This window comes from Legionella sainthelensi (assembly GCF_900637685.1).
GTDB lineage: Bacteria > Pseudomonadota > Gammaproteobacteria > Legionellales > Legionellaceae > Legionella > Legionella sainthelensi.
Map to the genome: position 1 here is coordinate 3,481,926 of NZ_LR134388.1, position 19,444 is coordinate 3,501,369.

The window sequence follows — 19,444 nt, forward strand, 5'->3', positions numbered from 1 at the left end:
TAGATATTCTTGAGCACTCACTTAAATCGATACCCCGTCAAGAAAACTCTATAAATTCAATCTTAGCTTGATTTTCTTGAACGAAGACATGAGATATTTTCACTCCTTCGTCCAAGTTCTAATCTCTGTATTGGCTATCAAATTATTTTTTAGCGACAATCACAGGAGCCATCCCCTTTTCATTGTATTGAACGCTTTCTATAGTAAAGCCAGCAGCTTGAAGTTGAATTTTCATCTTCGCTTCAGTGCAAAAATTCAAATAATTAATTTGGACAATATCACCGAAAATCGCTCGTTCCTTGAGAAAATTCTCCGAAGAGATCAGCGATTCAATATTCTGTGGTGGTGGAGGAATAAAACTAATCAGTAAGGTTCCATCAGGTTTCAATGCCTTATAAAAACTTTGATATAATGCAACTAATCGTTTTTCGCACGATTCATACATATTTAATCCATTACTCGTAAGCAAATCAAACTGCGCATCAATCGCTAAATCCCATGCATCCTTTTGCATCAAAGTAACTTGTTCAGGGGAAAAACCTTGTTCATTCGCATTTTGACGCGCAAATTGTAAGGATTCAGAATCAGCATCAATACCCACAAGATGAATATTGTGATAAGAAGAATAATCAAGAAATAACAAATCATCCATTAAACCACTAGGAATAGAAGCTAAAGTCATATTAGATTTTAGTCTTTTTCTAATTTCATCCTGAAATAGATAAAAACGCTCGCGCGCCATCACATAAAGTGATTTGTTTAACAACCATGATTCTAATTCTATCGATTCTTCGGGATCAGGAGTATTGCGAAAAATGTAGGAAGTCCAATAGCCATTAAGTCCGCGATTATGCAATAAAAATCGTCCTAAGCTAAAAGAAGCCAATTCATTTAATAATTCTAATGTCTCATTCAGCGGCAAAAATAAATGATCGCTTTTTTCCAAACGAATCTTGGTAGAAGCTATTAGTTGCTTGGTAGTTTCATCATAGGGAATATGACTTGCTGTTTGATGGGAAATAGCGACACTCATTTTTAATCCTTTATCAAATTAAAGCTAAATTGTTAAAACTTTTTTTTACTGAGTCATGATCTAAAATGCCCGTTTTTTGCAACACCTGAATAACATTCTTCACAATGGGCAACTCTGGAGTAATTTCAAACCCTTGATACAATTGATTCACAAGCTTCACGGATTTGTCTTCATTTTCAAAAAGAGAATTCAGTAATTCCAAATTAAATTGTTTATCTGAATTGATATGCAGATAGAGTGTCACAAAGGAGGCTAAATGATCCCCGATGCGCTCTTGATAATCCTGAGGAAGATTTGCCCAAGTATATGCCAATAAATCATAAAAATAACCATAGTGCCTTGATTCATCATTCATATGATCATTGACATAAAATTTAATTGAAGGATGTACATTAGGGCTATTAAAAAATTCTACCAATTCACGAACTAAAGTGGTTTCAAAGATACATACAGCTAATATTTCAAAAATCGCATGGTATTTGCCAGGCAACTTATTTTTAATTTGCAGTACTGCATTATAAGAATCAGAGAGGGGATAATTAAATTTTTTCCGATTTGGAAACTGTCTATCCAATTGCATCATCATGTTCTTAGCTACATAGACATGATAATACTCATCAATTAAAACTGTATAAGCATTAAGCTTTGTTTCTTCAGGATAACTTATTGGTAATTGTTCATAAATGATAAGATGACAGGCATGATTGATAAGTTTCACCTCAAGATGAACAATATCATTTAAGTATTTGAAAAATGATTGGAGCAGTATGTCCTTTTTTACCGACTCACCCAATGCTTGAACCTCTTCATTGAGTAAAATGGGTTGCTTGTCACTAGGGAAAAAATAACCTTCAAGATTAAAATCAATGCACTTCTCAGGGCGTGAACGAACAGAGCTTCGCGAATCCCATTTTTGTTGATAAACAGTAAATGGGGTATTTTTTAAAAGATTTATCTCACTAATTACACTAGACATCGACTTCATCATCCTTAACTTGGAATAGAAGAGACTCCAGCTCTTTATTGAGTAAATCCGTTTATTTTCTGATTCCTAATCTAAAGCGCAAAAACTATCACTTCACCCAATAATTGTCAAAGAGTTTTTCTTAAAATATGAACAAGTACTCAACCAAAACTACAGTCTTTACTTAGTTTTCACATTGCGACTTAAACTCTCACATTAACTATTGCTTCTACCACAATGTATTTGGAATAATGCTCTTGGATATTAAACATTCTCTCGGCACAGGAAGAACTACGATGTATAAAAAATCAGAGAAATGCGCATGTAACACCTCTTTATTGATGACTGATCAAAAGGACGACCATTTTGGGGAAACACGTGATCTTGCTTGTCATTCCAGAAAGAAAATCACGAGGAAATTCATTAAGATATCGTCGCTCATCAATACGTTCTGCATCCTTTTAGCTGCTGGAAACTCTTCTGCGTGGGCCCATGGTGGAGGTGGTTTTCATGGTGGATGGGGGGGGGCTTTCATGGGCAGGGCGGATTTGAATGGGGTAACAACTCCCGTGAATCTGCAGGGATGTATCACCGAAATAACAATTACTCTGCATGGGGGGCTTCTGGAGGTTATCGGGAAAGTGAACACTATCGTGGACTAGGAGGTTCGTCTTATGGAACAATGCAGCCATTCCAAGAGCATCATCCACAAACAATTCACCCCTTTAATCAAGCATCAAGCGTAACAGGTCATATCGATGGATTTCATCATGGCGAGTACGCCAACAAAGAATTTGCTGGCAATGCAAATTGGATAAATCACAATAATTGGCATGGCAACTATTGGCACGGCAGCTATTGGCATGGCAGCTATTGGCATGGCAGCTATTGGCATGGCAGCTATTGGCACGGCAGCTATTGGACCGGGGGAGCCTATTGGGGGCCAGGACCTTATTGGGGCTGGGGAAATGGCTTTTTCTATGGTGCATTATTTGGGGCAACCCTTACAACAGCATTATATTTACCGCCTGTCTATGCAGATTATTATTACTCTGTTCCATTGTATTATTACCCTGGACCTTATGATTATACCATCCTCGTTAGCAACTACTCAGCCGTCCCCACACCTCCGTTGCGGCCCGCGCCACAAAAAGTGGAAACTTGGGTTCCCGTCAAAAACGGTCATATCCCAGTGAATGCAGTGCTCAATAACATTGTGAATAAAAAAACAACTTATTATTGCCGTGTGAAATTCCATGGAAACACATCTTATGGAGTTCTGATTCCGAATGACGGTTGTTATGTGGAAGAACCCTCAGTGACCATGAGATTTTCAAAATATGACATTTTGGTTTCCACGATCGTGGGTTAAGAAGGAAATTGTAAGGGTTCGTCTAAGTATTTTTAAATTAGTCGCCTTCCGCGAAAGCGGGAGGTCAGGAGTGCGAGCCCTATGCTGGTGCAAAGGGATTTATCCAGCTAATTTGGTCTTGATTAATTTCCAGCAAAAGAACACTTTGCTGTTTTTAATAATAATTGAGATAATTTGATATATCCTTGTCTTTTTAAATGAGAAAAGCTGTCGACGATATCTTCTTGATCAATAATCTCATCCATTTCCAAAAGCAATACATTCGGCTTTTCTCTCGCAATATTTCTCATAATCTTATTCAGCAATTGAGTCCGTTGAACAATTCTCTCGTTTTGTTCTTGGGTCATTAATGGCAAGGGTATTTTCTCAGGAGGATTAATAAATAACAGTTTTACATGTTCTGGGAAAAGACCAATATACCAGAGCACATTATTTTCAAATTGCTTTTCAGAAACATAACCACGGTAATTTTTAAATACAAAATAAAAAATGAACTGATAAAGAATTTTTCGCCAACGCTCTCCAAACCAATCCAGTGTAGCATTAACCATTCTTTCAATTCGTGGCCAGGGAGAAAAGCGATTATCAAGATTAAATCGTTTGATATCACGCATTCCATTAATCATCATTGTTTTAATGTGTTCTCCCAACACGTGATTATCCTGCTTGATCGTTTTTAGACTTTTCCAGAAAATATAATTGGATGTAACAGGGATTTTATTGCTTTGGATCTTATAATTGCCACTGTAATAATCACTTTCAAGAAAATTAACGATCATATGGTACTCATTAAGTTCTATAGCTTTTCGTGTTTTATCAAAACGTACATCTTGTTTACCTTCTAAATTTTCTCGTAAAAAATGTAGATTTGCATATTCAAAAAATGAAAATATTTCTTCATCTACGTGATAGTGCTCACTAAGAAGAAATGAAACGGCATTTGCAAGACATGGCCCCCGAACCAAGACTTTTTTACTATTAAGAGTAGATTTTTTGTCCTCGCTTTCTTGCTGCAAATTAATTTCAATAAAGTCCAGATTTATATCTACATTTTTTAGTTTAGACATATTAAATGAAGACTTTAAATCGGGATACATTGTTTTTAACCATTGATACATCCTTGCTTCAACACACATGCCAAGAATACGACATGAAAACACATAGTGGAACAAGGAATTATTTAAAATACAAACATACCCTACAACCCCATAATCTCCATACTTATCTTCCACACGGACTTTAAAGTTGTTCCCATTTTTTAATTCAAATAAAGTAAATAAATACTCATACTTAATTCGTGATTGCGTATAATTCATCTGATTTGAACGGTTCACAAGCTCTATCACACGTTCAATCTCATGATCATTGATATCTAAAGGGATAAGCTGGATTTTGATATTACATTCTTTCAAAAATGCGTGTTCATCATGATTTTTTTCAAGAAATGTTATTTTATTTTTCTCTTTCTTCTCTAGAATTTTATAATGGGCTAAGCGCTCTCGATTACTGTCATCTTTTCCCCAATTGCTCACATCCTCTTGCATAAATTGTTCAGCTAATTTAATTACAATATTGGGATTGTGAAAAAGAACCTCGCGTAAAACAAACTCATTGTCATCTACAAACAATACATTTTGTTCACGAAGCTGTGCTTGCTCTATAATTTTTTTTATTCGTAATCCTTTATCTTCAAAGGATATTTTGGGAAAAATAAAAAACTCATAGATGCCTAACTGTTTGAGCATCTTTTCTGCTTTTTTTACATCGTTTTTTGAACAAATAGAATGAACAATACCTCTATTTAACAAATATTCAATTCTTTCAATCACATCTTTGTTTAATATTACATCATCCTGGTCTGCTAATGTCCCCTTCCATAAGGTATCGTCTAAGTCCCAAATGATTAGTTTAATTTCATTCACAATAACTCATATTTAATAATGGATAAAAATTTTTATACTAGAATGAGTAACTCTTTCTTGAATACAAGACTAGAAACTTCAAGCCAATATACGCTGATTTCTAGCGAGGCGCATTTTGTATCACATTTAAAAATGGAATGCAAAATTGCTTACATATTATTAACTTATATTATTTGCATCAAAACTACTTTAGTAGTAATTTTGTAATTATCTTTAAAATTAAAGACCAATGACCATGATTAATTCGAAAAATGAAAAAATTGTTCTTATAACTGGAACATCAACTGGAATAGGCTCCTCTCTTGCCCTAGCCTTTGCTCATGCAGGTTTTCAGACCATAGCAACTATGCGTGATATCGATAAGGCTAAAGCCTTATTAGATAGAGCAGCGAAAGAAAAACTACACTTAGATGTTCGTCAATTAGATGTCTGCGATGATCAATCGATTGATCTGTGTATTGGCGGGGTTCTTAATGATTATGGCCGCATTGACATTCTTATCAATAATGCCGGAGAAGGTTTTCATAGAACATTAGAGCAAGCATCACTAGATGATGTTAAAAAAGTTATGGATGTTAATTTTTATGGTGTAGTTCGCCTTACCAAGGCGGTATTACCCTCTATGCGACAAATGCAAAACGGGCATATCATTACGATATCCAGTTTGGGAGGCCTTATTGCTGTTCCTTTTAGTGAAATCTATTGTGCAGCCAAATTTGCTGTTGAAGGAATGATGGAAGCACTAGCACCTATTGCAAATACATTGGGTATTCATATTTCACTCATCGAGCCCGGTCCAGTCACAACTGCTTTCGCAGGAAAGTTACAACAACCTCATGCATCAAACATTGCCGTCTATGAAGAACTAGAACAAATTCTTCGAGTAAATTTCCCGAAACATTTTCCTAACGGTCCTCAAACTGGGGATGAGATTGCCCAAATTGTCCTTAAAGCGGCATTAAGCAATAAACCAAAACTACGTTATGTAACGTCTGCTGATGGAGTCAACGTTGCGTCACATAAATATGTTGATATTAACAACAGCGCCTATTTTGAATTGGGACAGCAACTTTTTGCCACTCATGAGAAAGAACTGCTTGACTGACATGGGTACCAACTAAGGCTATTATCAAACAGATATTATTTTCCATTCTAAAGTTCTAGAGAAAAAATTATCCTCATTTTTCTCTAGAACTTTCTTTGAGATCTCAAAATCAGGGATCTCATTAAAACGTAAAATAACTCGCCAACTCACTCAGGAAAATCTAAAAATTTCATTTCCAAAGCTCTTATTGGCCAGAATAACTTCGTTGTTATTAAGAATGAAGTATTCCATGGTTTCGTAGCAAGATAATCAAGACTTAACGCTACTCTCTTAAACTAAAAGTATGTCAGCAATCATTTGGCATAATGCATGAGGCTTTAACATTTTACACCAATAATTTAGCTCATGCAAATAAAAAAGAAATTCATCAATAATTTTTTTAAGGAGTAGATTATGGACTTTAAACTAAACGTGGAGGGATGGGCAGATTCTGAGTATCTAAACAATCTGGTAAAAGAATATAATTCTTGTGATGGAGAGAAAAATAAGAGTAAGAAAGTAGCAATGCTTATTGAAATTCATATATTTTCCAAGAATCTTTATGAAGATCTTCACGAAAATGATGATCCTTTAGAGAATTATTGGTATGCAGAATACATTCGCTCCTACCCTGAGCTGATGAACCAAATTTCAATTGAGTTGCAAAAACTAGAGCACCCGCCGATACTTGGTTTAGCCGCAGAAAAAAGTTCTGCCTCATTATCAACAATAAACATCTGCGTCCCAACCCAAAATGAATGGGTACAAAAAACCACACCCAAATTTAGAAAAAGGGGGGAACATTATCAATGTATTGATGCACTATTAGATAAGGTGCAGAGTGCAAAAGAAACCGCCTCATTATCAAAAAACTCACAAGACATTGAAAGATATTGTAATACATTGGCAGAACTTCAAAATAAATGCGTATATCAGCTAGCCAACCTTTCTCATAAGAATTTAGCTGCGAAGAAATATAGAGCCTTACTGCTCGAAGTATCCCATGAATTAAATCATTGGGCTCAAGAGCTACAAAAAAAATCAGGAGAGTATAAAACAAGACTCGATCGTGCCCACGAATTATTAGGCAATACATTTTACTGCTCCGATATAAGTTCACTTATAACTCTTAGAAATGATTTAGGAGATTCAGAATCTTGTACTATTGCTAATTTTGAATTAAAAAAGTTAGCTGGAGGTAATACTAAAGTATGGCTTGCTTCACACTCAGAGAATGATGAAAAATTTTTGATTCGTTGGATGAATAAAGCCGATTTAAAGCCCTCAATATTGAACAGAGTTTCATCTAATCCAGAAATTAGGCCTTACTTGGCCGAAGAGTATATTCATTATCCTGCAGGTGTTTTTCAAGAGACAGTTAGCTGTGTCATTTCAGTCGGAGAATTCTGTGATAACGGAAGCTTAGTTAAAGAGTTAGAAGCGATTAGCAAAAAAGGAGCTCAAAGTAATCAATTGATTGATAATGCATTAGATAAAACGAAGCAAGTCGCTTCATTTATCGATGTATTAGCGAAAAATCAACTATGCTATCCGGATATTAAAGCAGATAATTTTTTAGTTAATAAGAATGGAGATGTCGTAGTTTCTGATTTAAAATTTATTCGTCCAATAGATGAGAACCAATGCATAATAGGAAAATTTCACACTACTTATGAATGTGCTGCGCCTGAGTATACAGATCAACCATTAGCAAGAGATAAAATTAATACAGAGTCTTATACAAGTTATCAATTAGGCGTTTTATTTTATGAGTTATTAGCAGAAAACATTGGTGATGCGCGTCTTAAATTTTTATCTAATTTGAAAACAGCTTCTGCAAACAAAAATCCTTTAAGTGCTTTAAATTTTGATACTCCTGTATTTCAAAGCGATGTGGGCCAAATGGCAAAAGCCTTAATAACAAAATGCATGAGTACCGACCCCGCAACTCGCCCTAAAATCAATGAGATACTCACAGACATACAAGAAATACAGAAAAAAAGAACAGAAGTGAAGGAACATAAGAGTATAATAATGAAGGAGATCCTTCGTCAGATGAAAAAGAATCCAGAAGAAGAGTCACTCTGTATAAACTTTTCAAGATCTTGATGAGTATCATGTAAAAAATGCTACAAAATTTGATAATTGATCTCAGGAAAATTGGCTTTTTAAAATTAGGCTTTTTAGCCAGATTCTACAGATTGTTTATATGTTTTTTTGCTTTCTATCAAGGGTTATGTTTGTGATACCTACCCTTGATGGAAATGATCATTGTAAAAAATTTCTTTCATTTGTCCCGTCATTTGTTATGTATTCTGACTAATGATGGATTTTCAGTCTTAAAGTTATTTAATTAAACTCGAGGAAATAGAGGTGGAAGCAATTCCAATTTCATTTGTTTGAGATGATTTTTTTAACTAATATTATTAATAATAATGAATAATAAAAGCAAACAGGGTAATCTCTTAAGAGATAAAAGCCAGGAGGCTTAGATGAACATAGTAGATATGAAAACATTTCTTGCAGTTGTTGAATATCATTCAACATCATTAGCATCAAAGCACATGTATGCCTCTCAGCCTACCATAAGCCGGCGTATTAAAAAATTAGAACAGGAGTTAGGAAGTCAGCTCTTTGTAAATACTACCTATGGGGTTGAGTTGACCCAGAAAGGAAGAGCTTTTCTTCCCTACATTCGCCAAATGCTTGGTATTTATAATGAAATGATGAAGGCAGAGCACAATGACCGTAAAAGCAGGCCTAAATTAACCATTAATATAGGCTTGAATCCGTATGTTTCTCTCTCAGTATTTGCTGAATTTATCAATTATATGCTCGCACTTAAAACAAACTATTTTATTATTAATAAAATAGTTCCAGGTAAAGATCTAAATACCAGTCTTTCAAGTGGTGATTATGACCTTTTCATTTTACCTTATACAGGCAATTGTCCTGTCAATATAACCTCTATACCATTATGGAAAGAAAGAGTTTTACCGGTTGTATCGATTGATCACCCTCTAGCAAAACGTAACACCCCTATTTCTATAACTGAATTGGCAGAATACGATGCAGTTTTAACAACGAATGACAGTATATTGCGCCAAAAATTTAATGTATTGGCCGCACAAAAAGGCATTTCACCTAAAATTACCGCTGAGGTAAATACGGTATATAACTGCATCAAAACAGTCGAGCATGGACATAGTTGGTGTTTGATTTATGAAAGATTACTTGATGATAAATTAGCTATAGTTGAACTTAGCGATTTTACTATAGATATTGAGTTTCATGCGTTTTATCTAAAAAAACGCGGCGAAGAGCGCCTGATTTGGGAATTTGTTGAATATCTTAGACAATGGCTGAGTCAATCATCAGATCTCAGTGAACTTCTTATCAAAACAAAAAGCCTATCTATTCAAGGCCATGGTCATAATAAGTAACCCAATATATCAAAGATGATCTCCAAATTTTGAAGTGGGTGAATTAAAAAGGATGCAACAGATCTCTTACTTTGAGTGGGTTATGAACAAAATTGAGCAATAACCCAACTAGATAAATAATGCTTATAAATTTAAAAACAGTAGCAATGCTTTTTGCACATGCAATCTGTTTTCACTTTGAGTAAAAATTATTGAAGCAGGACTGTCTGGCAAAGTTTCAGAGACTTCTTTTCCTCGCATCATGGGCATGCAATGCATAAATACTGCCCCTGACTTTGCATAAGACATTAAAGACTCATTGACCTGGAATCTTTGAAATACCTGGCTATTATCCACGGCTTCAAAGCCCATGCTAGTCCATACATCGGTATAGACCGCATCAGCATTTTTAACAGCCATTTCCGGTTTTGCGAAACGATGAATCATATCGCTTCTAATATCACACGCCTGCTCTATAATTCCATTGCTTGGTTGACAAGATTCAGGGCAACAATAATTAATGGTTATACCTAATTGAGGTGCAAGTAACATCAAACTATGAAGAATATTATTTCCATCACCCACATAAGTAATGGTAAGCCCTTCAAGCGAACCAAAATGTTCCCATAAGCTTAATAAATCTGCGAGGATCTGGCATGGATGATGTAGGGCTGAAAGACCATTGATTATAGGTACTTTTGCATGAGCAACCATTTCTTGCAATATCTCATCCGCATGAGTCCTCACCATAATAAAATCAGTATAACCATTCAGAACTCTAACCATATCTGCTGGGGTTTCTTGTTTTCTGGTATCACCTAAACTTTCAATAGCTATTCCCCCCATACTTTGCATCGCCATTGCAAAACTTAATCGAGTTCTAAATGAGGGTTTTTCAAAAATCATGGCTAGACTTTTATTGGCTAAAGCCTGGTAATAAAAGGATGGGGTTTGTTTTAATACTTTGGCCTTCTCTAAAATACGTTTCAATTCTTCGGTACTTAATTCTGTTCCTGTAAGAAAATGCCTTATTTTTTTATAGGTGATGCATTACCACCTCCTGCGGGTTCAGGGATAAGTGAGTACTGGTGGGAGTCTACTTCAAGATCAAAAATCGCCTGTTGTAAATTAATCACGAACGTATTGGTTGTTACTTCGCTGATAGTTTGCGAATGATCGTCTTCTACTATAGTGTTACCAACTGGAATAGTAAGGGACATTTTAACCTCCTGATTAAATCAATAAATGAACGTTATTTCTAGGGGCCTAGGTCATCACAGTTTTTGCAAAATTCGTTTTGAACTCTTTAACCAGATAGTTTCCAGTTTTTGAATTGATCCATTTGCTTTAAGTTTTTGGAGTGCCTTGTTAATCTTTGTCGTTAGTGGAGAGTCTTTTTTGATTGCTAAAGCATATCCATTATCTGCTTTAGCAATTAAGGAATAAGCTAGTTCAGTATACTTATTGCTAAAAATTTTACCCTGAAATCCATCCATTAAAACAACATCGACGCGACCAGAAAGTAAGGATTCAATTGCTTGATTGTTATTATCCAATACTGTAATTTCAACCTGAGGAAAAGTTTCTCGCAACCAAATCTCCATAACACTCCCCAGTTGTACCGCTACTTTTTTTCCTTGCAATTGGTTCTGAGCTGCGACTGGCTGATTGGAACGATATACGGCGGCTATACCATCAAAATAATAGGGTTCAGAAAAGTCAAAATTGTTTTTTCTGGCTTCCGTAATAGTAATTGTCGCTATAGCAATCTCATCTTGACCAGAGCTTATTGCAGGCAGAACCGTGCTAAATTGCATATTGTCAAAAACTGCCTCTTTCCCAAGTTCTTTAGCAATAAGTCTTGCCAAATCAATATCAAAACCTTTAATTTCTCCATGTTCACTATATTCAAAAGGTGGATATACTGCCGATGTAGCAAAATGCAGATAATGTTCTTCTTTATTTGAATCACATGAAGATAACAAAAAAACAAACAGGATTAACGCTAAATTAATAAATTTACTCACATGAATACCAATTCAAAATCTATTCATTTGTTGAATATAAATGATCTGGTTTTTATTGTCAATAAATGGATATAATTTCAATTTATTAATTAGGATTTCGATAGTTAAATTAGATGATCTCTTGTGCTTGATGCTCAATATTGACAATAAAAATATAAAATTTGTTAATTTTGAAATAAACATTTGCATTTAACTCAAATTTTAGATTAATCTAAAAGAGACTCACAAGGAAAAGGAGATTGTTATGACGAAGAAAGCTGCAAATACTCGCCAAAAAAATGGAGCTCATAAAACAAACCACCCTTACTCCGATAAGGACCATCAACTGTTTTTTAATCAACGCTCCCCCCACTCATCGGGAATAAAGAAAACAAGAAAAACAAAAATGAACAACACCCCACCCAAGAAATAAAATTAGAAACGCCCACTGAAATTTTATTAGCCGGTATTTTAGAAGAGTTAAAAACTCAAAATATGATTGAACTCGTAAAACTACAGGCTCAACAACAACAAGAACAAGAGGAATTAGAAGCAGCTGAAAAAATGAAAGAAGAAGACAATGCTCGATTCGAAGAAATCCGAAACTCCATGTATATTTGATTGAACAGAGAAAAGCAGTTGGGATCGTAACGAACACAGCAAAGCCCAACTGCTTCATTGTACATTCTTTGAAACCAATTAATAGAGAATCTGCTAGTGTGTTTACAGATGATAGGGCAAAGCAATTACAGATTTTCAATGCAAAATGAGCGATCAACCAAGCTCAAGATAAGCTTTTAACCAAAGCAACATATCTGGGGTCTTGTTGCATTTTTTCTACGGTACGTCGATAAACATAAATATCTTAATAAATATCTTCTGTTAGTACAGGTATTTTTTCAGCATATTCAAATATAAGCTCCGCCAACTGATTGGTACAATTTTGAATTTCATTCTATTGTAATAAATATTGAAATAAGGATTGTGTGCCCAAGTTAGAAACGAACCAAGCCAAAAATCTCGAGGGATTTCATCGTAATGACGCTTGGCATCATCAAGTGTTTACGGATTGTCTCATAACATCCATTAAATCAATTGAATATGAAGATATGAAAAATTATTTTTCTTGAACGATTTTTCTAGACAGGCAGATAGATTTTGTTTCTAATGACAGACTCAATTCAGGATGAGAAAGATATGGATTTTACAAGGATCTTTTTTTAATTATATTTTTATTTATTGGCACACTACGAGAAACTCAAGCAGAAGAAACGGATCAATTTACCCTTCCCCCCCAGGAGTTAGAGGACATTGGCCCAATTACAAGCAGTAGACTTTACGATGTTATTCACCAAGTAATCGCTCAAACTAATTCAGAAATTCAAATGCTTCTACCCAGGGCTCAGCGCAGTAGGCATGCCGCATCGCAATTGGCATTACGCCAGAATGGAACCTATATCGCAGATTTAGTCTACAAACATACAGGCCCAGGCTTTCCTCGTTGGTTACGCCGTATTCCTAAAGAATCAAAACCAATATTCTATAAAGAAGCCCGACCCTGGAAAACTGTTTATTGGCTCGTTTTTTCCCAATCTCCTTTATTTGTAATTGGTCTTGCGCCGACGATTAATATGTATGGTTATTATTTCGGTACTGACAAGCTAGGTCATTTTTTTATGATGGGCCATACCTACTACAGAATTTATATGTATTACCTGAACCATGGAAAATCAGCCCAACAAGCCCATGCTGCTGTTGTTTTATATGGCCAATTTCTCGAACAAACTTATCTTGGAACTTTGATAAACGGTGTTTATTCCAATGCAGACTTGGCAGGAAATTATGCAGGATGGAAATTTTATATGAATTTAACACAAAGCGTGAAAATTGGAGACCGTACCCATCCTTCTCTTTTAGTTTTAAATGAAGGTAAATGGGAGTTCTCCAAACTGGTCAACAAAGAAATGCTGCTTAAACCTTATCTCTCAGATAATTTAAATGAAGCCTTCAATCCTTGTCGTTACTCTTTTATGCGAGGCCAAATTCGTAGACAAGTTAAAAAACGATGTGACGATTGGATTAAACGTGAAGGACTCACTCAACAAATTGTTCAAGAAAAACTTAAAGAAACTAGCCGTTGGCATGGCGAAAACTATGGCCATTGGCTTCCTGCGGACAATGCCGTAACACTCAATGCATGTTTTGGAGGTCAATAAAAATCAAAAAGTAACATAAAAATTTAAAACAATCTGTTGGCAATTAATGCCCTATGCCTACGTGCCACGCTATGCGACACGAAGGCGATAAGAACGAATTGTCAAGCAATCCTAGTGGGGTTCGTAGCAAGCAAGATAATGTGTTAAAGGGAACGGATTTTTAATGTGTCTTGTCAAGGACAACAATTGTTACTACAAGCAAAAAAATTCGGCAACTCCATTGTCCTCGGTTTGCACCGTACCTTACCGTTTTTCTAAATTAAGAGGACTCACAAAATTTTCGATGGAAAGCTTCTTAGTTCGTGAGATTAATTTTCAGGAGAAATACTCTATGCTAAAGAAAGATACCCAGTTTATTAGGAATGAATTAGAACTTAATCGTTTGTATGCATTACAAGAACGATCCAATGCTGAAAATTATCAAATTATTTCCTTTTGTATCATGAATATTAGAGCGTTGGAAGAATACCCTTTAATAAATTGTGATGATGACACGCAACTTGAACTATTAACGCTACGCGGCGATTATTATTTATCGCTATTTAAGACATTAAGTGAAATTAAAAATCCTACCAAAGAAGATATATCTGATTGCTTGAAGTATAGAGAAATTGCATATGAATATCATCCTGAAGACGTAAAAAAAATAGAGCAGGAATTTCAATTAAAAGAAGCCAAATTAAATTTAGATGAAGATTTCTCACTTGCTCTCTATTTAACTGAATTAGAGCGAAAAGGAGAGCTTAGAGATGAATTAGAACAAAAAGAAACACTTCTCGAAGGGCAAGAACCAAATGAAAATCTCATTGAAGAACCAGAACATAATGAAAAACATCATCCCAGAGAACCAGAAAAAAATGAAACCCTATTAGAAGAAGCAGAGCAAAGGGAAAAACATCTCCAAGAACTAGAACAAAATGAGGATCCAGAAGAATTAGAACCCAATGAAGAATTTGTTTTCATAGAGAGCGTGCAAGAAAACGCAGTGCACTCAAAAAAAACTTATCCATTAAGTCAAGAAGATATAAAGAAAAATTATCATAACTCTTTATTTGATTGGGCAAAAAATACTCACCCAGAGGTTTTAGAACGATATATTACTAAGATTATCGATAAAAAATATAGTCCTTTATTGCCTACCTTTTCATTTCGCCAACGAACAGAGCCAGTAAAAGAATATTTAAGAACGAGTAAAAATGAAAGTGGTGACAATCGATTAGCATATATTCTAAGCTCAGGATCTCAGGAGGATGGCGCCTTAAATCAACTACTGGTAAAAGGACTTACCCCTTTCATGTTGCGTAAGCAGTCTATCCCTACTATTGCCCTTGCAATTCAAGATAAAAGCTTCGAACAAAACATAATAGAGATTACTCGAGATGTAGTGCTTTTTGCAAAAAAAGATAAACGATTTATTCATCCCTTTAGCGATGTGGGTATCTCATTAGTCTACAGAGCTATTTATGATTGGGTTGATAGTTTAACGGAAAAATCTTTTCAAAGTCTTATTAAGTCTTCATTAAAACAATACGAAGCTACAACATGGGGAAGCTATTGGGGGTCCTCAAGACGTACAGTGGTTGAGGGTTATCTTAAAGAAAATTGTAACTCTAAAGCATTGGCTATGATTTTTATGAATAATATCGAAACTCCAGCTTTAAACGAGTGTTTACTTACTAAAATAGTCGAAACGATTAAAAAAGAAATCATAAGTGGTGAGTATCCAAAAATGAAGCAAGATTTAAAATACAAATTAATTGAAGATATCAATTTAAAAGAGCATAAAGATTTTTATCTTGCTAATTTGCGCATGCATCATGAAACAATTGCTGCTGCAGCGAAGAATTCTCAGAGTGTTACGCCGAGCAATGTATATTAAGGCACGGCAATGGCATCAGTTGATAGGCTGCCTATAGATCACAAAGGAATTTTAATTACAATGCCTAGGTACATGACAAATTTTTTGTCATGTACTAGTTATAGTTCTATCCACTATGAATGGTTGTGCTATAATCTAGTCCTTGAGCGTTATATCCTAGATTCAGTGGCATCTAAGGTATGGTATTTTGAGGATTTAATTATGTTTGAGAAAATAGACTCAACAGGAAACTATATAGAATTTCCAGGCGTAACGATTATTGCCCCGATTATAAAAACAGCTCAAGAAAATAATTTTTTACCTAAAATACATCAATCTCTGACAAGCGCAACATTACTAACTCAGTATTATACTCCATTACCCTTTGAAAGTTATCACATGACAACTTGTAATCTCTATACCAAAAATGAGCATAATCTGGATTGGTTTAAGTTTATCACCGATAAGCTGGAGTTTTTCCAAAACCTTTGTATACAACTTAAAGCTCATGAATTTACCCCAGAAGCCTCAATTGAAGCAGTTCAAGTTGGAAGAGCATTACAGTTACGTTTATCACTACCGGAAAATCAAAAGGCAATGCTCCGACAACTTGCCCAAACATTAGGTATTGAGGAAGGTCTCCCCTCTTTTTTTCATATCACCTTAGCTTATTGTTATAAAAATATTAGTGACAAAAAATTGCATCAAGAGATTATAGCAGCGGTAGAAGAAATAATTGCTCCATATATAAATCAGAAAGTAAAACTCAATGTACCTACACTCTGTCATTTTGAATCCATGCTCGCATTCACTCCTTGGGATGGAGTAGCTTACCCGTTTAACGAGAAACAGCCTATCAAAAAAGCAAAAGGGTTCTTTGATACTGGCGAAACACCATCATCCACAGCCACGTGTGCCCCCCCCCCCACACTTGCAATTTATAATTATTACGTTAGTTTTTTCATCACAGAAAGAAAGAGCTCTGAACTTAAAAAGAACTGCACCCAAGCATAAAGGTACTTATATTCACTTTGCGCAAACCATTGTTGATCTACCATATAGAATTGCCTGATAAAGGGAAATAAAGCAACATCGGCTAAGCTGATGTGATCTGCTAAAAGAAATTGCCTATTTTTTAATAATAAATTTAGTTTAGAAAAATACTCTTTAACTTCATTTCGATAATAGTGAGGATCATAATTATTGGAATGTTGTGAATATTTATAATGATCTAAAATGGGTTTGAACCATACATCATTAGAATAAATTAATTCATCACATTTATCTTTTAATTCAGTACATAACCATCCATCAGGATCGTATTGGGTTAAGGCCCAATCCATGATATCTAGACTTTCATCAATGACACGACCATCTGCTAAAATTAATACAGGAACCGTTCCTTTTGGCGAAGCCAAAAGCATTTCCTGAGGTTTTTGTTTTAATATAACCTCTTGTTGCACCACTTTAATATGCGAATATGCAAGCGCCATTCTTGCTCTAATGGCATAAGGACAACGTCTAAAAGTATAAAGTATTGGATAATCCACTAGCTGCACATTAGGAGTCATAATATTTTAATCATTATAGAAAATTTTATTCGACATAAAAACCCACCTTATTTGTTTCTATCGAACTGGTGTTAAATATAGGTAAATAATTTTTAATTGACAATCTATAATGAAAATCGCTGAATACCATATGCACCGCTTTGAGTTCAGCTAAGTTTTTCTTAACAATTATGCTGCATAATTATCCCTCGTTTATTTTTTAGGAGTCCAATATGTTTGCAAAAAAAGACCACAGTAATTTGAAAGCAAGGGCAGAGAAACTTTGGGATAATATATGTGTCTATCGCAAAGACGCCGCCAAACAGATTAGTAAAAGTTATGGCCATGACTTGACAGAAATTATTAACACCATACAAACTTTTCCTGGAGTAAAATCTTACAGCGGGCATCAAAGTGGTAAAAAAGGGGACGGAGAAAATAAGTCAGCAATGAAAGTGCTTGATAATGCAATTCTTCACCTAAAAAATTGCCTCGCTCATACAGATGAAGCGGATTACTCAATGAGATATTAATCAGTAACACGAATTCGATATAAAAAACAGGTTAATTTCTATATTGAACTGTTTTATGTAGTATTTTCTCCCGCATAAATACTGTACCTCTTCACCTTCGTTAGGAACAGGCTTTACGGGAGAAAGTCCATTTAAAAATTAGTTAGGTTTATAAACGACCACGCCAAAATTTTGATCATAAGCTTCCTGAGAGTCTTCAGATAAATCACGAACCCTACTTAGTACTTCTTTAGGTAACTGTTTAAAAAAGCCTATGCCTTTTCCAGAAGGCCCCTCATGACGAATTTTGTCCACCATCATTTTATCACTTATCTGAGTAGCCAACCTATTTTCTTCAAATAAAGGAAGTGAAAATGTCTTAGTTGGTGTTTGAGTGACTCGTTGTATATCACGAGAAGGCGTGTCTTGCTTTAAAAGAACTGAGTCAGCTAATTCAGTTTCAGTTAATGCGATTGCATAAGGCCCAACAAAGAATGAATCACCATGAATTACATCACTACCAATTTTCATAGTATAGCCAAATGGTATTTCAAAAGCAGCAAAATCAAATGAACCATTCTCACGTTCAACTCCCAGTATCAATGCACCACTGCACTCAGGTGAGAGCGGTGTAAAAACATGGGGAAAGGGATGGGTTTCTACGAACAAGCCACCACCACCTCGTTGATGCATCACATAGTCTTGAATATAATCTGCATCCCATTGATATTCAACTAAATAAAGATTTTCTAAAGATTCATCCGTTACACCATCGAGAGTAAATGATTTTTCTAGAGGAATAAGCTCTGCACCGTATTTAGCTAAAAGTGCTGAAGGCACAGCCAATGCATTCATTTTAGGAATATTCATCACTTTCACATCAGATGAAATGGTCAATACTCCCAAACCGCCAAAAACGCTGGCATCGCGACCGCTGACGCCTCGCTCCTGGTTTTTATTTTTCCAAGTAGCCTTTATAGTTAACTCTTGTGGTGAGGTTATTTGAATCGAACTTTTAGATGAAGGTAAATCTAATTCACTTATTCCTGTAGCATCCAACATATTGATTTTTGTACCTGCTTTAAGAATAGCATGAGCTTTTGCAGCTTTCATCAATGGCTTGCTTTCTGGCAGATCGGGATTTCGTCGATCGACCATCGTAGATTGTAATGCATGCAAATGTTCTCTCACTACCTCAGTTGGTAATTTGCTTTTCATACATGAGGTACAATTACAAATATTCGTGTTTTTCGCGGAAGAGGATGTATCTTTTTTTGCATTTTTTTCGAAAAGTTCTCTCATAATTATTTATGCTCACTTTATGGAAATATATTTAATCTTTTTGGTCAAAAAATACCACATGAGCAAATTATATGCTAAAAAAATTAACTAATTATTAAGTGAGCGTGACAACAATCGGAGGGTATTTACTTATTCGATCTAATATGTTTTGAAAGAACATTTGTTCTTAAGAACTGTAAGGGATTATTTTTAGGTCTAAAGTA

The 19,444-nt window shown here is 35.1% G+C and carries 17 protein-coding genes and 1 pseudogene; 11 read left to right on the plus strand and 7 right to left on the minus strand.

Translation table 11 applies throughout. The annotated features are described in order from the left end of the window. Window positions 1-142 precede the first annotated feature (142 nt). Window positions 143-1,033, minus strand: a complete 891-nt coding sequence (locus EL220_RS15300) for an SAM-dependent methyltransferase (RefSeq protein ID WP_051544781.1) — start codon at window positions 1,031-1,033, stop codon at window positions 143-145. Between the two features lie 13 nt (window positions 1,034-1,046). Next, a complete protein-coding gene (locus tag EL220_RS15305) occupies window positions 1,047-2,009 on the minus strand; it encodes a diiron oxygenase (RefSeq protein WP_051544782.1) in 963 nt (320 codons plus the stop codon). 472 nt (window positions 2,010-2,481) lie between these two features. Between EL220_RS15305 and EL220_RS15310 the strand changes: the two genes are divergently transcribed. Further along, window positions 2,482-3,369 (plus strand): hypothetical protein, encoded by an 888-nt coding sequence (locus tag EL220_RS15310; protein ID WP_232002490.1) that lies wholly within the window; start codon window positions 2,482-2,484, stop codon window positions 3,367-3,369. A gap of 122 nt (window positions 3,370-3,491) precedes the next feature. Here the strand turns inward: EL220_RS15310 and EL220_RS15315 are convergent, their stop codons facing one another. After that, window positions 3,492-5,291: a hydrolase gene (locus tag EL220_RS15315; protein WP_027272139.1), complete on the minus strand. Its 1,800-nt coding sequence runs from the start codon at window positions 5,289-5,291 to the stop codon at window positions 3,492-3,494. Window positions 5,292-5,526: 235 nt separating this feature from the next. Between EL220_RS15315 and EL220_RS15320 the strand changes: the two genes are divergently transcribed. The 3 genes from EL220_RS15320 to EL220_RS15330 all read left to right on the plus strand — a co-directional run bounded on the left by EL220_RS15320 (window position 5,527) and on the right by EL220_RS15330 (window position 9,818). Further along, entirely contained in the window at window positions 5,527-6,396 is an 870-nt protein-coding gene (locus EL220_RS15320; protein ID WP_232002491.1) for an SDR family oxidoreductase, read from the plus strand. Window positions 6,397-6,789: 393 nt separating this feature from the next. Then, a complete protein-coding gene (locus EL220_RS15325) occupies window positions 6,790-8,484 on the plus strand; it encodes a protein kinase domain-containing protein (protein ID WP_027272141.1) in 1,695 nt (564 codons plus the stop codon). Between the two features lie 383 nt (window positions 8,485-8,867). Next, on the plus strand, window positions 8,868-9,818 hold the full coding sequence (locus EL220_RS15330) for a LysR family transcriptional regulator (protein WP_027272142.1): 951 nt from the start codon (window positions 8,868-8,870) through the stop codon (window positions 9,816-9,818). Between the two features lie 123 nt (window positions 9,819-9,941). Here EL220_RS15330 and argF read toward each other — a convergent pair. Then, a pseudogene (argF, locus tag EL220_RS15335) lies at window positions 9,942-11,017 on the minus strand (ornithine carbamoyltransferase). 54 nt (window positions 11,018-11,071) lie between these two features. After that, the gene (locus EL220_RS15340; RefSeq protein ID WP_027272144.1) at window positions 11,072-11,824 is read right to left on the minus strand and encodes an ABC transporter substrate-binding protein; all 753 of its coding nucleotides are present in this window, start codon (window positions 11,822-11,824) and stop codon (window positions 11,072-11,074) included. Window positions 11,825-12,068: 244 nt separating this feature from the next. Between EL220_RS15340 and EL220_RS19270 the strand changes: the two genes are divergently transcribed. From EL220_RS19270 to EL220_RS15355, 6 genes are all read left to right on the plus strand, one after another. Further along, the gene (locus tag EL220_RS19270; protein ID WP_232002494.1) at window positions 12,069-12,236 is read left to right on the plus strand and encodes a hypothetical protein; all 168 of its coding nucleotides are present in this window, start codon (window positions 12,069-12,071) and stop codon (window positions 12,234-12,236) included. Between the two features lie 62 nt (window positions 12,237-12,298). Continuing rightward, on the plus strand, window positions 12,299-12,424 hold the full coding sequence (locus tag EL220_RS19605) for a hypothetical protein (RefSeq protein WP_269470993.1): 126 nt from the start codon (window positions 12,299-12,301) through the stop codon (window positions 12,422-12,424). A gap of 365 nt (window positions 12,425-12,789) precedes the next feature. Beyond that, window positions 12,790-12,933 carry a hypothetical protein gene (locus tag EL220_RS18275; protein WP_155833977.1) on the plus strand — a complete coding sequence of 48 codons (144 nt, stop codon included), beginning with the start codon at window positions 12,790-12,792 and terminating at the stop codon, window positions 12,931-12,933. A 255-nt stretch (window positions 12,934-13,188) separates the two neighbouring features. After that, the gene (locus tag EL220_RS15345; protein ID WP_232002495.1) at window positions 13,189-14,019 is read left to right on the plus strand and encodes a hypothetical protein; all 831 of its coding nucleotides are present in this window, start codon (window positions 13,189-13,191) and stop codon (window positions 14,017-14,019) included. A 331-nt stretch (window positions 14,020-14,350) separates the two neighbouring features. Beyond that, the gene (locus EL220_RS15350) at window positions 14,351-15,898 is read left to right on the plus strand and encodes a polysaccharide deacetylase family protein (protein WP_027272147.1); all 1,548 of its coding nucleotides are present in this window, start codon (window positions 14,351-14,353) and stop codon (window positions 15,896-15,898) included. 201 nt (window positions 15,899-16,099) lie between these two features. Next, window positions 16,100-16,891 (plus strand): DUF1868 domain-containing protein, encoded by a 792-nt coding sequence (locus tag EL220_RS15355; RefSeq protein WP_128130932.1) that lies wholly within the window; start codon window positions 16,100-16,102, stop codon window positions 16,889-16,891. Here EL220_RS15355 and EL220_RS15360 read toward each other — a convergent pair. After that, a complete protein-coding gene (locus EL220_RS15360; protein ID WP_035906493.1) occupies window positions 16,825-17,448 on the minus strand; it encodes a glutathione S-transferase N-terminal domain-containing protein in 624 nt (207 codons plus the stop codon). The two genes, EL220_RS15355 and EL220_RS15360, sit on opposite strands and share 67 nt — an antisense overlap. A 212-nt stretch (window positions 17,449-17,660) precedes the next feature. On the opposite strand from EL220_RS15360, the gene EL220_RS15365 reads away from it, so the two are divergent. Further along, window positions 17,661-17,960, plus strand: coding sequence for a hypothetical protein (locus EL220_RS15365; protein ID WP_027272149.1), 300 nt, complete (start codon window positions 17,661-17,663; stop codon window positions 17,958-17,960). A 138-nt stretch (window positions 17,961-18,098) separates the two neighbouring features. Here EL220_RS15365 and EL220_RS15370 read toward each other — a convergent pair whose 3' ends face one another. Then, entirely contained in the window at window positions 18,099-19,241 is a 1,143-nt protein-coding gene (locus EL220_RS15370) for a hypothetical protein (protein WP_027272150.1), read from the minus strand. Window positions 19,242-19,444: the final 203 nt, after the last annotated feature.

What these genes read in the sequence shown, in the direction of transcription:
- EL220_RS15300 (WP_051544781.1), bottom strand. Translation starts at nt 1,033, where the DNA reads ATGAGTGTCGCTATTTCCCATCAAACAGCAAGTCATATTCCCTATGAT.
- EL220_RS15305 (WP_051544782.1), bottom strand. Translation starts at nt 2,009, where the DNA reads ATGTCTAGTGTAATTAGTGAGATAAATCTTTTAAAAAATACCCCATTT.
- EL220_RS15320 (WP_232002491.1), top strand. Translation starts at nt 5,527, where the DNA reads ATGATTAATTCGAAAAATGAAAAAATTGTTCTTATAACTGGAACATCA.
- EL220_RS15325 (WP_027272141.1), top strand. Translation starts at nt 6,790, where the DNA reads ATGGACTTTAAACTAAACGTGGAGGGATGGGCAGATTCTGAGTATCTA.
- EL220_RS15330 (WP_027272142.1), top strand. Translation starts at nt 8,868, where the DNA reads ATGAACATAGTAGATATGAAAACATTTCTTGCAGTTGTTGAATATCAT.
- EL220_RS19270 (WP_232002494.1), top strand. Translation starts at nt 12,069, where the DNA reads ATGACGAAGAAAGCTGCAAATACTCGCCAAAAAAATGGAGCTCATAAA.
- EL220_RS19605 (WP_269470993.1), top strand. Translation starts at nt 12,299, where the DNA reads ATGATTGAACTCGTAAAACTACAGGCTCAACAACAACAAGAACAAGAG.
- EL220_RS15345 (WP_232002495.1), top strand. Translation starts at nt 13,189, where the DNA reads ATGCTTCTACCCAGGGCTCAGCGCAGTAGGCATGCCGCATCGCAATTG.
- EL220_RS15350 (WP_027272147.1), top strand. Translation starts at nt 14,351, where the DNA reads ATGCTAAAGAAAGATACCCAGTTTATTAGGAATGAATTAGAACTTAAT.
- EL220_RS15355 (WP_128130932.1), top strand. Translation starts at nt 16,100, where the DNA reads ATGTTTGAGAAAATAGACTCAACAGGAAACTATATAGAATTTCCAGGC.
- EL220_RS15360 (WP_035906493.1), bottom strand. Translation starts at nt 17,448, where the DNA reads ATGACTCCTAATGTGCAGCTAGTGGATTATCCAATACTTTATACTTTT.
- EL220_RS15365 (WP_027272149.1), top strand. Translation starts at nt 17,661, where the DNA reads ATGTTTGCAAAAAAAGACCACAGTAATTTGAAAGCAAGGGCAGAGAAA.
- EL220_RS15370 (WP_027272150.1), bottom strand. Translation starts at nt 19,241, where the DNA reads ATGAGAGAACTTTTCGAAAAAAATGCAAAAAAAGATACATCCTCTTCC.